Below are 13,072 nucleotides of genomic sequence, written 5' to 3' on the forward strand. Positions count from 1 at the left end.
GGATCAGCCGCGGAGCATCTTGCGGAGCACGTACTGCAGGATGCCGCCGTTGCGGTAGTAGTCCGCCTCACCGGGGGTGTCGATCCGGACGACGGCGTCGAACTCGACGCCGGTGTCCGTGGTGACCTTGACGGTGCGCGGGGTGGTGCCGTCGTTGAGCGCGGTGACACCGGTGAACGAGAACGTCTCGGTGCCGGTCAGGCCCAGCGACTCGGCGTTCTGTCCCTGCGGGAACTGCAGCGGCAGCACGCCCATGCCGATCAGGTTGGAGCGGTGGATGCGCTCGTAGCTCTCGGCGATGACCGCGCGGACGCCGAGGAGCATGGTGCCCTTGGCGGCCCAGTCGCGGGACGAGCCGGAGCCGTACTCCTTGCCGGCCAGGATGACCAGCGGGACGCCGGCCTCCTTGTAGGCGACCGAGGCGTCGTAGATGGTGGTCTGCTCACCGGTCAGGTGGTTGACGGTGAAGCCACCCTCGACGCCCGGGACCAGCTGGTTGCGCAGCCGGATGTTGGCGAACGTGCCGCGGATCATCACCTCGTGGTTGCCGCGGCGCGAGCCGTAGCTGTTGAACTCGGCGCGCGGGACGCCGTGCTCGGTGAGGTACTTGCCGGCCGGGGAGTCCGCCTTGATCGAGCTGGCCGGGGAGATGTGGTCGGTGGTGACCGAGTCGCCCAGCTTGGCCAGGACCCGCGCGCCGGTGATGTCGGCGACCGGGGCCGGCTCGGCGGCCATGCCCTCGAAGTACGGGGGCTTGCGCACGTAGGTGGAGTCACCGGACCAGGCGAACGTGTCACCGGTCGGGGTGGGCAGCGACTGCCACTGCTGGTCGCCGGCGAAGACGTCCTGGTACGCCGTGGAGAAGCCCTCGGCGCCGATGGCCTGCGCGATGACCTCGTCGATCTCCTGCGCGGACGGCCAGATGTCGTTGAGGTAGACCGGCTTGCCGTCCGACCCGGTGCCGAGCGGCTCGGTGGTGATGTCGATGTCCATCGAGCCGGCCAGGGCGTACGCCACGACCAGCGGCGGGGACGCCAGGTAGTTCATCTTGACGTCCGGGTTGATCCGGCCCTCGAAGTTCCGGTTGCCGGAGAGGACGCTGACCGCTGTCAGGTCGTTCTCGTTGATCGCGGCCGAGACCTCCTCGGGCAGCGGGCCCGAGTTGCCGATGCAGGTGGTGCAGCCGTAGCCGACCAGGTTGAAACCGATCTTGTCCAGGTACGGCGTCAGGCCGGCCCGGTCGTAGTAGTCGGAGACGACCTTGGAGCCCGGGGCGAGGGTGGTCTTGACCCACGGCTTGCGGGTCAGGCCCTTCTCGACGGCCTTCTTCGCGAGCAGCGCCGCGCCGATCATGACCTGCGGGTTCGACGTGTTGGTGCAGGACGTGATGGCGGCGATGACGACGGCGCCGTGGTCCAGCTCGTACGTCACGCCGTCGTCGCCCTTGACCACCGTCGGCTTGGACGTGCGACCGGCGGCACCCAGGGCGGCGCTGAACGCGTGCGGCTTGTCGGCCTCGTCGTCCACGCCGTTGGCGGGCGAGTCGGAGGCCGGGAAGGACTCCTCGCTGGCCTCGTCGGCGTGACCGTGCGGCGCGGCGTAGTTCGGCAGCACCTCGCGGAACGCGGACTTGGCCTCGCTGAGCAGCACCCGGTCCTGCGGGCGCTTCGGGCCGGCCAGCGACGGGACGATGGTCGACAGGTCGAGCTCGAGCTTCTCCGAGTAGTCCGGCTCGGCGTTCGGGTCGAGCCACAGGCCCTGCCGCTTCGCGTACGCCTCGACCAGCGCCACCTGCTGCTCGGTACGCCCGGTCAGCTTGAGGTAGTCGATGGTCTGCGAGTCGATCGGGAAGATCGCGACGGTCGAGCCGTACTCCGGCGACATGTTGCCGATGGTGGCCCGGTTCGCCAGCGGGACCGCGCTCACGCCGGGGCCGTAGAACTCGACGAACTTGCTGACCACGCCGTGCTTGCGCAGCATCTCGGTGATGGTCAGCACCAGGTCGGTGGCGGTGGTGCCGGCCGGCGCCTCGCCGGACAGCTTGAAACCGACCACGCGCGGGATCAGCATGCTGACCGGCTGGCCGAGCATCGCGGCCTCGGCCTCGATGCCGCCGACGCCCCAGCCCAGCACGCCCAGGCCGTTGACCATGGTGGTGTGCGAGTCGGTGCCGACAACGGTGTCCGGGTACGCCTGGCCGTTGCGCTCCATGATGGTGCGGGCCAGGTACTCGATGTTGACCTGGTGCACGATGCCGGTGCCCGGCGGGACGACCTTGAACTCGTTGAACGCGGTCTGGCCCCAGCGCAGGAACTGGTAGCGCTCCTTGTTCCGCTGGTACTCCAGCTCGACGTTGCGCTGGAAGGCGTCCTCGCGGCCGAACAGGTCGGCGATGACCGAGTGGTCGATGACCAGCTCGGCCGGGGCCAGCGGGTTGACCTTGGAGGCGTCGCCGCCCAGGTCCTTGACGGCCTCCCGCATGGTGGCCAGGTCGACCACGCAGGGGACGCCGGTGAAGTCCTGCATCAGCACCCGGGCCGGGGTGAACTGGATCTCCACGCTCGGGTCGGCGTTCTGGTCCCAGTTGCCGAGGGCGCGGATGTGGTCGGCGGTGATGTTCGCGCCGTCCTCCGTCCGGAGCAGGTTCTCCAGGAGGATCTTCAAGGAGTAGGGCAGCCGGTCGTGGCCCTCCACCTTGTCGATCGTGAAAATCTCGTAGCTCGCGTCTCCGACGCGCAGCTCGCTCTTCGCACCAAAGGTGTCGAGGCTGGCCACCGTCATCTCCTTCACACCCAGCGACTGGAAGTCAAGTCTTTCGCACCGAAAGGGCGACCTTCGGGTTAGGTAGGCCTAACTCTCGGTTGTGCCGTATCCCGTAAACCGTACGTCCGTCTTGCTAGCCCTCGCAAGGCGGGGTCCACGTGCTGATCCTTCCAGCCGGGACCGGTCCGGCGGGCCCGGGTTTGCCGTCGTCGATCGGTGGGAAATCATGCGCCCATGACTGCCACGGCGGATCAGGACCAGCTCACCGAGTTCTTCGGTCGCTACGGCACGGCCCTCACCACCGGCGACGTGGGAGTCATCGCGGGTTGCCACGCGCTGCCCGGGATGGTGGTCGCCGACTCGTACAGCTTCACGTTCAGCTCACCGGCGGCGGTGGCGTTGTCGTTCCTCGGGGCGGCTCCCACGTACCGGGATCAGCAGATCGTCGCGGCGCACGCGCAGATCCGCGACGTGCGGCGGATCTCGGCCGCCCTGTCGCTGGTCGAGGTGGAGTGGGAGTACCTGGACAGCAACGGCGCCGCGGTCCCCGGCGAGCGCTACCGCTACCTGATCCGCACCGGCGTGGACGGCCCGCTGATCACCACCGTCATCGCTTCCCGCTGAAAAACGTCACAGGCCGGTGCGACGATGTTGCCGTGACGGGTCCGCATTGGCTGATCGTGCACTACCACCGTCCCGACGGTGACTACTCGCAGTGGTCGCTGCACGTCTGGGGAGATGTCGCTCCCGGACAGCAGGTGGCCTTTCCGGGCGGGCAGCCGTTCGCCGGGGAGGACGCCTTCGGGCGCTTCGCCTGGGTGCGGCTCGCGCCCGGCGCGGCCACCGTCGGGTTCGTGGCGGTGCGGTCCGACGGCCTCAAGGACGTCGATCTCGACCGGACCGTCGACGTCCGGCAGCATCCGGAGATCTGGCTGACCTCCGGCGACCGCCGCGTGTCGCACACCGGTCCGTCCCGCGACCCGGACCCCGGCTTCGCCGTGCTCCATTACCGACGCCCGGACGGCGACTACTCCGGGTGGGGCCTGCACTTCTGGGAAAGCGTCCCCCGATCGGAGAAAACCGCTTGGGGTACGCCCTTGGCACCGTCCCACCTCGACGCGTTCGGCGCGGTGTTCCGCGTCCCGGTCGAGCCGGACGCCGTCGGCCTGCGCTACGTGCTGCACCGCGCCGAGGAGAAGGACCTCCCCGACGACCAGCGCCTCGACCTGACCGTCACCCGCGAGGTCTGGCTGCTGGCCGGCACCGTCGAGCCGGTCCACCCCGACCTGGGCACCCTCGGCCCGGAGCTGGACCCGGCCCGCGCCCTGGCCGTCTTCGTCGACCGCACCACCATCGCGCTGCCCGAGTGGTTCGCGGCCCGGGCCACCACCTTCGAGCTGCTCGGTGCCACCGGCCCGCTGGCGCTGACGCCGCGGCCGGGCGGGCTGTTCCAGGCGCAGAGCCGCCGCTTCCCGCACCTGCGGGCCTATCGCGCGTTCGCGGTGCGTGAGCTGGGCGACGCCGCGCTCGGTGACCTGCTGCGTGATCGGCTGCTGGTGGTGGGCCGGGCCACCGGCGGCGAGCTGACCGCGCGGACCGGGGTGCAGCTGGCCGGCGTGCTCGACGACCTCTACCTGGAGGCCGCCGACGCCGACCTGGGGCTGACCCTGGACGTCGACCGGCCGCAGCTGGCGGTCTGGGCGCCGACCGCCCGGTCGGTGGGGCTGGAGCTGTTCCGGGAGCCGGCCGACGAGCCGCGGCTGCTGCCGATGGATCGGGACGACCTCACCGGGGTGTGGTCCATTCCGGTCAAACGCAAGTGGCTCGGCCGTTACTACCGGTTCCGGGTGGAGGTGTGGCACCCGGCCGCGCAACGGATCGTGACGACCAGCGTGACCGATCCGTACTCGGTGTCGCTGGCTGCCGACTCCACCCACAGTCAGCTCGTCGACCTGCTCCAGGACCACCAGCCGCCGGGCTGGGACGAGATGGTGAAACCGCCGGCCGTCCCGCCGGCCCGGATGCAGATCGCCGAGGTCTCGGTCCGCGACTTCTCCATCTCCGACGCCTCGGTGCCGCCCGCGGAGCGCGGCACCTACCTGGCCTTCACCCGCACCGGCTCGGACGGCATGCGGCACCTGCGCTCGCTGGCCGAGGCCGGTCTCACCCACGTGCACCTGCTGCCGGTCAACGACTTCGCCACCGTCCCGGACCGCCGGGCCGATCAGGCGCAGCCGGCCTGCGACCTGGCGGCGTTCCCGCCGGAGTCGGCCGAGCAGCAGCGCGCTGTCGCGGCGGTCGCCGACCACGACGGCTACAACTGGGGTTACGACCCGTGGCACTGGACCACGCCGGAGGGCAGCTATGCCACCGACCCGGCGGGCAGCGCCCGGATCCTGCAGCTGCGCGAGGCCGTCGCCGCGCTGAACGCCGCGGGCCTGCGGGTGGTCCTCGACGTGGTCTACAACCACACCATGGGCGACGGCCTGGACAGGTTCAGCGTCCTGGACCGGATCGTCCCCGGCTATTACCACCGGCTGCTCGCCGACGGCAGCACCGCCGAGTCCACCTGCTGCCCGAACACCGCTCCCGAGCACATGATGATGGGCCGCCTGGTGATCGACTCGCTGGTCACCTGGGGACAGGCGTACAAGATCGACGGGTTCCGGTTCGACCTGATGGGACATCATCCGCGGGCCAACATCCTGGAGGCCCGGATCGCCCTCGACCACCGGGTCGAGCACGGCCGGGACATCTGCCTGTACGGCGAGGGCTGGAACTTCGGCGAGGTGGCGTACGACGCCCGTTTCGCCCAGGCCACCCAGGTCAACATGGCCGGTACCGGGATCGGGTCGTTCAACGACCGGCTGCGCGACGCGGCCCGCGGCGGTGGCGCGTTCGGCGACGACCCCGGGGTGCCCGGGTTCGCCACCGGGCTCGGCTCGCGGACGCCCGGCCTGGTGCACGACCGGATCAAGGTGGGGCTGGCCGGCGGGCTCGCGACGTTCCGGTTCGTCACCCACGACGGGGTGGAGCGCAGCGGCGCCCAGATCGACTACAACGGCTCGCCGTGCGGTTACGCGGCCTCGCCCGGCGAGACGGTCAACTACGTCGACGCGCACGACAACGAGATCCTGTACGACGCGATGGCGTTCAAGCTGCCACCCGGCACCCCGGCGGTGGACCGGGCCCGGATGCAGGTGCTGGCGCTGGCCCTCGTCGTGCTCGGGCAGGGCGCCGGCTTCGTGGCGCTGGGCAGCGAGCGGCTCCGCTCCAAGTCGCTGGACCGCAACTCGTTCAACTCCGGCGACTGGTTCAACCAGATCCGCTGGGATCCGGGCCAGGGCAACGGGTTCGGTGTGGGCCTGCCACCGTTCGCCGACAACGGCGACAAGTGGGATGTCGCGCGGCCACTGCTCGCCGACCCGGCGCTGGTCCCCGGCCCCGAGGTGATCAACCTGACCGCCGAGCGCTATCGGGAGCTGCTGCGCATCCGCCGCTCGTCACCGGTCTTCGGGCTGCCGACCGCCGACGAGGTCCAGCGCCGCGTGACGTTGCCGCTGGGCGGTCCGGCCGAGACGCCCGGCGTGATCGTGATGTGCCTGGACGGGACCGGCCTGGACGAACGCTGGCGCCGCATCGTGGTGGTCTTCAACGCCACCGAGGAGCCGACCTGCCAGGTGGTCCCGGTGGACGAGCCGCTGCGCCCGCACCCGGAGCTGACCACCTCGGCCGATCCGGTCCTGCGCGGCGCCTCCGCGGTCCCCCAACTGGACGGCGCCGAACTCACGGTCCCACCCCGCCAGGTAGCCGTCTTCGTCTCCGACCTCACCTGAGGAGAAGCCTCCTCAAGCCCACCCGTTCCCGACGCCCACCCTGGGCCCGATCTCCAACGCGGCCCCGCCCAGTCTTCCTTCGTCCCGCCCCGCCCAGTCTTCCTTCGTCCCGCCCTGTCCGGCCTCACTTCGACCCGGCCTCACTTCGGCCCGGTTGGGGCGGCCTGTTCTTGCCTGGGCACGGCCTTGGCCCCGGCCCGATTCCCCTCTCGGCCCACCCGGGCTGGGCGAGCGGCCTCGGTGGAGGGCAGGTGCGCGGCTGCGTTTCCGGCTGGGCTGGCGAGTGGCCTCGGTGGAGGGCAGGTGCGCGGCTGGGCTTCCGGCTGGGCTGGCGAGTGGCCTCGGTGGAGGGCAGGTGCGACGGTTGCGTTTCCGGCCGCGCCGGGGGAGCGGCCTCGACTGAGGACAGGTGCGCGGCTGCGCTAGATTGCGCCGCGTGGGCCCGTCGGCGGTCGGCGGCCACCCGAAGCGGAGGTCGTCGTGCGGTTCGAGCGTGCCCTGTGCGCGTTTGCCCTGGTCGGTGTGATCGCTGGGTGCAGCTCCTCGTCCAGCGAGCCGAAGTTCAGCGAGCCCTCGGCCACGGCGCCGGGCTCCGGCGGGCCGGCCGCCACCGGTTCGGCGCCGGCCTGGACCGAGCCGGCCGCCTACTCGTTCGTGCTGACCCGCGGCTGTGACGCCGCCAAGCCGCTCGGCCGTTACCAGGCCACGGTCAAGGGCGGAAAGGTCACCGACTATTCGCGGGTCGGCACCTCGGCGCCCGCTCCCGGCGCCTCGGCCGAGGTCGACCTGGGCCCGGTCACCGGTGACGAGGGCGAGGAGATCGAGGTGCCGAGCCTCGGCGAGCTGGTCGCGATGGCGCAGACCAGCGCCGACGACGGCGGCGAGGTGAACACCGAGTACGACGCCGGCGACGGCCACCCGGTCAAGGTCACCATCAACGTCAGCGACGACCCGAACGCCGCGGAGTGCTTCGCCGTCTCCGACTACAAGGTCGGCTGACCGCGCGGCAGGCCCGGGGCGGCAGAGATCGGCGCGGCAGGCAAGGCGCGGCGCGGCGAGGCGCGGCGAGGCGAGGCGAGGCCCCGCGGTCCGGCGCCAGGCAAGGAGCCCGGCGCCGGAGCGGGCCGGCTCAGCCCGGCAGCCGGGGGCCGGCCTCCCGCTGGGCGGCCAGCCAGGACTCCACCTCGCCGGACGACCGGGGCAGGCCGTCCGACAGGTTGCGGCAGCCGTCAGCGGTGACCACCACGTCGTCCTCGATCCGGATGCCGATGCCGCGCAGCTCGGCCGGCACCAGGTCGTCCTCGGGCTGGAAGTACAGCCCCGGCTCGACGGTCAGCACGTAGCCCTCCTGCAGCGGACCCTCCCGGTACGTCTCGTTCCGCGCGTTCGAGCAGTCGTGCACGTCGATGCCGAGCATGTGCCCGAACCCGTGCAGCGTCCAGCGCCGGTAGATCGTGCTGTCCTCGGCCATCGCCTCGTCCACCCCGACCGGCAGCAGGCCCAGGTCGTGCAGCCCCTCGGCGAGCACCCGCATGCACACCTGGTGCACGTCCTTGAACAGCACACCGGGCCGGATCGCGTCGATGCCGGCCTGCTGCGACGCGTGCACGATGTCGTAGACCTGGCGCTGCAGCGGCGTGAACGTGCCGGAGACCGGGATGGTGCGGGTGACGTCGGCGGTGTAGAGGTTGTGCCCCTCCACGCCCATGTCCATCAGCAGCAGCTCGCCCGGCGCCGTCACGCCGGTGTTGCGCACCCAGTGCAGGATCGTCGCGTGCGCGCCGGCGCCGACGATCGAGCCGTATCCCAGGTCGTTGCCGTCGTGCCGGGCGCGCAGCCCGAACACGCCCTCCAGCAGGCGCTCCTTGACCCCGCGGTCGGCCGGCAGGACCCGGGCGACGTCCTCGAAGCCGAGCACCGTGGCGTCGATCGCGGCCTGCAGCTGGGCGATCTCCCACTCGTCCTTGACCAGCTTGAGCTCGGAGAGCACCCAGGCCAGCTCGCGGTCGCGCGGCTTGGACCGGTCCGGCTCGTAGGCCAGGATGGCCCGGTCGACGTTGGCGTCGAGGCCGCGCAGCACCCGGGTGCGGCCCGGCGCGGAGTGGGCCAGGGCCGAGCCCAGGTGACCCAGCGACGCGGTCTCCAGGCCCAGCTCGGTGGATTTCTCGGCGAGGGTGTGCGTGCGGCCGATCCACAGCTCACCGTTGCGGTCCCGGAAGAACCGGTCGGTCTCCTTGGAGTTGCGCTCCCGGGTGAAGAGCACCGCCTCGTGCCCGGAGCCGCTCGGGTGCAGCACCAGCACGCTGTCCGGGTCGCGGTCGCCGGTCAGGTAGAAGAAGTCGCTGCCGGGGCGGAACGGGTAGTCGGTGTCGTTGGCCCGCACCTTCTCGTTGCCGCTCGGGATGATCAGGGTCTCGCCGGGGAAGGCCTCGGAGAGCGCCGCCCGGCGCTTCGCGTAGTTCGGCACCTCGGGCAGGGGCGTGACGGAGATCGGATCCTCGCGCCAGCCGGTCCGCATGAACTGCAGGAACGCTTCCGGGAAGGCGGGGTCGTGTGACTCCGTCTTGGGTGCGGGGTTGCCGCCGTCCTTCTGCGCCATCGTGGGGTGCCTCCGTTCTCAGCTGTGCCCCGACGGTACCGCCCGCGTCCGACAGAAAGCAGGGCGGTCAGCGGCCGGCCGGGATTTCTCCGGCCCGGATCTCGGTGCGGCTGGCCGCGGACCGGAAAAACCGCGAGGCTGAAGGCTCACGAGGGAAGAGGGAGCGGCATGGGCTACGCGGTGGTGCTGGGTGAGGCGCTGGTCGACCTGCTCGAGACCGAGCACGACGGCGAGCTGATCTATCGCCAGGCGATCGGTGGCGCGCCGCTCAACGTCGCGGTCGGCGCGGCGCGGCTCGGCGGCCGGGTGGAGTACGCCGGCACGCTCGGCACCGACGTGCTCGGTGACCGGATCGCCGCCTTCCTGACCGAGGCCGGTGTCGGCGAGCGGGGGGTGCGCCGCGTCGCCGTCCCGACCACGCTCGCGGTGACCACCTTCGAGGGCGCCGAGCCGGCCTTCACCTTCTACGGCGAGCCGCCGTCCTACGCCCTGCTCACCCCGGACGACCTGGACCGGGGTGTCCTGGCCGGCGGCGAGGTGCTCTACACCGGCTCGATCTGCCTGCTCCGCGAGCCGTTCCGGACCACCGCCCGGCAGGCCTGGGCCGGCTTCGGCGGCCTGCGCGTCTTCGACCCCAACGTCCGCCCGACACTGCTGCCCGACGCGGCCGCGCTGACCGCCCTGCGCGAGCTGACCGAGGAGTTCTTCGCCACGGCCGACCTGGTCAAACTCAGCCTCGCCGACGCGCAGCTGCTCTACGACGAGGCCGACCCCGCTGCCGCCGCCGACCGGATCCGATCGCTGGGCGCGGGTGCGGTGGTGGTCACCTGCGGCGCGCGGGGTGCGCACGTGGCCGCCGCGGACGGCGCTGTCGCGCTGCCCGCTCCGTCGGTCCGCGCTATCGACGCGACGGGTGCCGGCGACTCGGTAATGGGCGCCCTGGTCAGCCGCCTTCTGGCCGACGGCCGCCCGGCCGGCCTGACCGATTGGCAGCGCCACGTCCGCTTCGCCCTCGCGGTGGCCGGTCTGGTCTGCGAGCGCCAGGGCGGTGCCACCGCGATGCCGACCCCGGCCGAGGTCACGGCCCGCTGGGGCGAGATCTGAAACCGGTCACGGCACGCCCGCGGCGGACCGTCCGGAGTCCGGGTCGTGGCGCGGCTCGCGGCGGCACCGGGTCAGTCGCCGAGCGCAGCGGCGATGAACCGCTGCCGATCCACCACGGCCCGCTCCACCCGCACCTCGGCCACCACCGTCTCGCCGTCCCGGATGGTGACGTCGAAGACCAGCTTCCGCCCGTCCACCTTGGTCAGCGTGGCCTGCCCGACGACGGTGCGCCCGACCGGCGTCGGGGCCCGGTGCTCCACCTCGGCCCGGGTGCCCACGGTGGTCACCCCGCCGGGCAGGTGCCGGGCGGTGGCCGCCACGGTGGCGACCTCGGCCAGCGCCAGCACCCGCGGGGTGGCCAGCACCGGCACGTCGCCGGAGCCGAGGGACTGCGCGGTGTCGGCGTCGGTGACCGTCAACTCGACCCGGGCGCTGAGGCCGGGAGCGAACTCGGGTGGCTCCATTGGCACAGCTTAAGCTTGCGCGGGCCGCTGCCAGAACGTCTCGTCAGCGGGTTGACCGGGATCGCCCGCGGCGTCCGGGGCCGGCGACGGCACCGGCTGCCGGGCGAGCCGGGCCCGCCGCGTCAGTTCGTCGGCGAGCGCCCACGCCTCGGCCAGGTCCCGGTCCCGGGCCACCCCGGAGCGTCCGCCGGCCGCGTCGGCATAGACGGTGGCCAGGCCGAACATCCGCTGCAGCGGTCCCTGCACCACCCGCACGCCCTGCATCCTGGCGTAGGGCACCAGGGTCATCTCGTGGGCCAGCCGCCCCTCCCGGGTGATCAGCACGTCCGGGTGCAGCCCGACGCCCATGAACCGCAGCCCGACCGGATGCAGCCAGCGCACCCGGTGCGGTGGCGGCGAGGTGGCCAGCGCGGCCAGGTCGACGCCGGGCAGCACGGCGCCGACCACGAGCCGGGCGGCGGGCTGGTCGCCGACCGGCAGCAGCCGGTCCGACCCGGTGTCGTTGCCGCGTTCCGGCGCGCCGTACCCGGCGACGTCGAGTTGCAGGTAGAGCCAGCCGGTCAGCCGCCACAGGAACGGCCAGGTGATCCGGACCGCCTGCACCCGGTGCAGCGGCACCACCTGACTGCGCGTCTCGGTCAGCCCGTAGCGCAGCAGCAGCCGATCGCCCGGGTCGCGGGCGAGCCGGAAGTCCCAGTCGCGCAGCACCCGGCGGATCGGCTGCAGCAGCACGCCGGCCATCGCGGTGAAGGTGCTGGCGATCCCGATGAAGGTCCACGAGCCCTCCATCACGAACTGGGTGATCACCCACGCCACGCCGACCGGCAGGAAGAACGCCTGCGGCGTGAGCAGCTGGCTGATCAGCAGCTCCCGGTTGCCGACCGCGTGCAGCAGCTGTTCGCCCGGCGGCACGGTCCGCGGCGCGGCCGCCGGGCCCGCTCCGGCCGCTGATGACACTTCCGGGGTACGCCCGGAGAGCCCGAGCAGGCGCTCCCGCAGCGCGGCGGCCTCCCGTACGGTCAGATAGGCCAGTGGCGCCTCGGCCTTGCCCCCGCCGACCACCTCGAGCCGCAGCTCGGCCAGCCCGGTGAATTGGGCCAGTAACGGGCGGCGCAGCTCCACCGATTGCAGTCGATCGAGCGGGATGGCCCGGTTGCGCCGCCAGAGCAGCCCCTCGGTGATCCGCAGCTCCCGGGCCACCACCTGATAGCCGGTGGTCCACCAGCCGACCGCCGAGAAGATCACCGCGCCCACCGCGACGGCCAGCACCACCATCGCGAAATGGGTCGGGCCGAGCTCGCGCAACGCCTGCCAGGAGAGCGCGGCGACGATCACGAAGAGGCTCTTGGCGCCGTGCAGCAGCGGGCTGAGCGGGTGCAGCCGCTGCCGTCCGGCCTGCTCGGGCGTCTCGGTGGCGGTCACAGGCCCTCGGCCCGGTCCTCGCCCAGGGCGGTCAGCCGGTCACGCAGCCGGGCCGCCTCCTGCGGGGGCAGGCCGGGCACCCGGGCGTCGCTGGCCGCGGCGGCGGTGTGCAGCTGCACGGTGGCCAGCCCGAACGCGCGCTCCAGCGGCCCGGCGGTGACGTCCACGTACTGCATCCGCGCGTACGGCACGATGGAGAGCCGGCGGACCAGCAGGCCGTGCCGGACCATCAGGTCGTTGTCGCGCTCCGCGTAACCCCAGGCACGGACCGCCCGGACCGCGACGGTGGCGCGCCAGACGCCGAGGGCCAGGACCGCGGCGATGCCGGCGAGCCAGGCCCAGTGGCGGACGAACAGCCACCCGGCGAGCAGGCCGGCCACCAGGATCACCTGCCAGATGGCGAGGCCGATCAACTCCACAGTGATCAGCTTGCTGGAGACCGGGCGCCATCGCACCGTGTCGGGCCAGGGTTGCAGCGCATCGACCGAAGGCGTGCTCACGTTCTAGAGCCTAGGAGACGGAAGCATCATCTGCCGAGACGAAAGGGGTCACTTCCCGGAGGAAGGAGCGGGCCTCCAGGAAGGTGCCCAGGGAAACCCGATGATCGTCGCAGGCCAGCCAGGTCTTGCGGTATTCCGGGGCATGAAGTTTGGGATTGTTCCACAGCAATTGCCAGGCCGCCGACGCGCGACAACCTTTGGCGGAGCACTGCGGGGAGAGTTCCTCGACCATGTCGACCAACTTAAAGGAACGACCTGGGAGAAATGAAAAAGAAAGCTTAGCGCCGGGCGGCCACGGGGGAAGCCGCCCGGCGACGTACTAAATGCTACACGGTTCAAAGACTTCCGTATCCACCCGGTGAGCGTGCCCGTTCCGGCGGATCG

10 protein-coding genes are annotated in these 13,072 nt (G+C 71.9%); 4 read left to right on the plus strand and 6 right to left on the minus strand.

Going from position 1 to position 13,072, the window contains the following annotated elements; genetic code table 11:
• Positions 1 to 3 precede the first annotated feature (3 nt).
• Positions 4 to 2,781: an aconitate hydratase AcnA gene (gene acnA / locus Actob_RS09290; protein ID WP_407653696.1), complete on the minus strand. Its 2,778-nt coding sequence runs from the start codon at positions 2,779 to 2,781 to the stop codon at positions 4 to 6.
• A 216-nt stretch (positions 2,782 to 2,997) separates the two neighbouring features.
• Here acnA and Actob_RS09295 point away from each other — a divergent pair, with 216 nt between their 5' ends.
• The 3 genes from Actob_RS09295 to Actob_RS09305 all read left to right on the plus strand — a co-directional run bounded on the left by Actob_RS09295 (position 2,998) and on the right by Actob_RS09305 (position 7,598).
• Positions 2,998 to 3,387 (plus strand): hypothetical protein, encoded by a 390-nt coding sequence (locus Actob_RS09295; protein WP_284919649.1) that lies wholly within the window; start codon positions 2,998 to 3,000, stop codon positions 3,385 to 3,387.
• 32 nt (positions 3,388 to 3,419) lie between these two features.
• Entirely contained in the window at positions 3,420 to 6,599 is a 3,180-nt protein-coding gene (pulA, locus tag Actob_RS09300) for a pullulanase-type alpha-1,6-glucosidase (RefSeq protein WP_284919650.1), read from the plus strand.
• Between the two features lie 480 nt (positions 6,600 to 7,079).
• A complete protein-coding gene (locus tag Actob_RS09305) occupies positions 7,080 to 7,598 on the plus strand; it encodes a hypothetical protein (RefSeq protein ID WP_284919651.1) in 519 nt (172 codons plus the stop codon).
• A 130-nt stretch (positions 7,599 to 7,728) separates the two neighbouring features.
• Here the strand turns inward: Actob_RS09305 and Actob_RS09310 are convergent, their stop codons facing one another.
• Entirely contained in the window at positions 7,729 to 9,198 is a 1,470-nt protein-coding gene (locus Actob_RS09310) for an aminopeptidase P family protein (protein ID WP_284919652.1), read from the minus strand.
• A gap of 168 nt (positions 9,199 to 9,366) precedes the next feature.
• Between Actob_RS09310 and Actob_RS09315 the strand changes: the two genes are divergently transcribed.
• Complete coding sequence (locus Actob_RS09315) at positions 9,367 to 10,302, plus strand: carbohydrate kinase family protein (protein ID WP_284919653.1); 936 nt, start codon at positions 9,367 to 9,369, stop codon at positions 10,300 to 10,302.
• Positions 10,303 to 10,373: 71 nt separating this feature from the next.
• Here Actob_RS09315 and Actob_RS09320 read toward each other — a convergent pair whose 3' ends face one another.
• Genes Actob_RS09320 through Actob_RS09335 form a run of 4 tightly spaced genes read right to left on the minus strand, consistent with a single transcriptional unit; the run spans position 10,374 to position 12,920 of the window.
• Positions 10,374 to 10,766 (minus strand): thioesterase family protein, encoded by a 393-nt coding sequence (locus Actob_RS09320; protein WP_284919654.1) that lies wholly within the window; start codon positions 10,764 to 10,766, stop codon positions 10,374 to 10,376.
• A gap of 9 nt (positions 10,767 to 10,775) precedes the next feature.
• Positions 10,776 to 12,188, minus strand: coding sequence for a PH domain-containing protein (locus Actob_RS09325; protein ID WP_284919655.1), 1,413 nt, complete (start codon positions 12,186 to 12,188; stop codon positions 10,776 to 10,778).
• Positions 12,185 to 12,688, minus strand: coding sequence for a PH domain-containing protein (locus Actob_RS09330; protein ID WP_284919656.1), 504 nt, complete (start codon positions 12,686 to 12,688; stop codon positions 12,185 to 12,187). Before Actob_RS09330 ends, Actob_RS09325 begins: the two co-directional genes overlap by 4 nt.
• 10 nt (positions 12,689 to 12,698) lie before the next feature.
• Positions 12,699 to 12,920, minus strand: coding sequence for a hypothetical protein (locus Actob_RS09335; RefSeq protein WP_189336717.1), 222 nt, complete (start codon positions 12,918 to 12,920; stop codon positions 12,699 to 12,701).
• Between the last annotated feature and the right edge of the window lie 152 nt (positions 12,921 to 13,072).

This window comes from Actinoplanes oblitus (assembly GCF_030252345.1).
GTDB lineage: Bacteria > Actinomycetota > Actinomycetes > Mycobacteriales > Micromonosporaceae > Actinoplanes > Actinoplanes oblitus.

What these genes read in the sequence shown, in the direction of transcription:
- acnA (WP_407653696.1), bottom strand. Translation starts at nt 2,781, where the DNA reads ATGACGGTGGCCAGCCTCGACACCTTTGGTGCGAAGAGCGAGCTGCGC.
- Actob_RS09295 (WP_284919649.1), top strand. Translation starts at nt 2,998, where the DNA reads ATGACTGCCACGGCGGATCAGGACCAGCTCACCGAGTTCTTCGGTCGC.
- Actob_RS09310 (WP_284919652.1), bottom strand. Translation starts at nt 9,198, where the DNA reads ATGGCGCAGAAGGACGGCGGCAACCCCGCACCCAAGACGGAGTCACAC.
- Actob_RS09315 (WP_284919653.1), top strand. Translation starts at nt 9,367, where the DNA reads ATGGGCTACGCGGTGGTGCTGGGTGAGGCGCTGGTCGACCTGCTCGAG.
- Actob_RS09320 (WP_284919654.1), bottom strand. Translation starts at nt 10,766, where the DNA reads ATGGAGCCACCCGAGTTCGCTCCCGGCCTCAGCGCCCGGGTCGAGTTG.
- Actob_RS09335 (WP_189336717.1), bottom strand. Translation starts at nt 12,920, where the DNA reads ATGGTCGAGGAACTCTCCCCGCAGTGCTCCGCCAAAGGTTGTCGCGCG.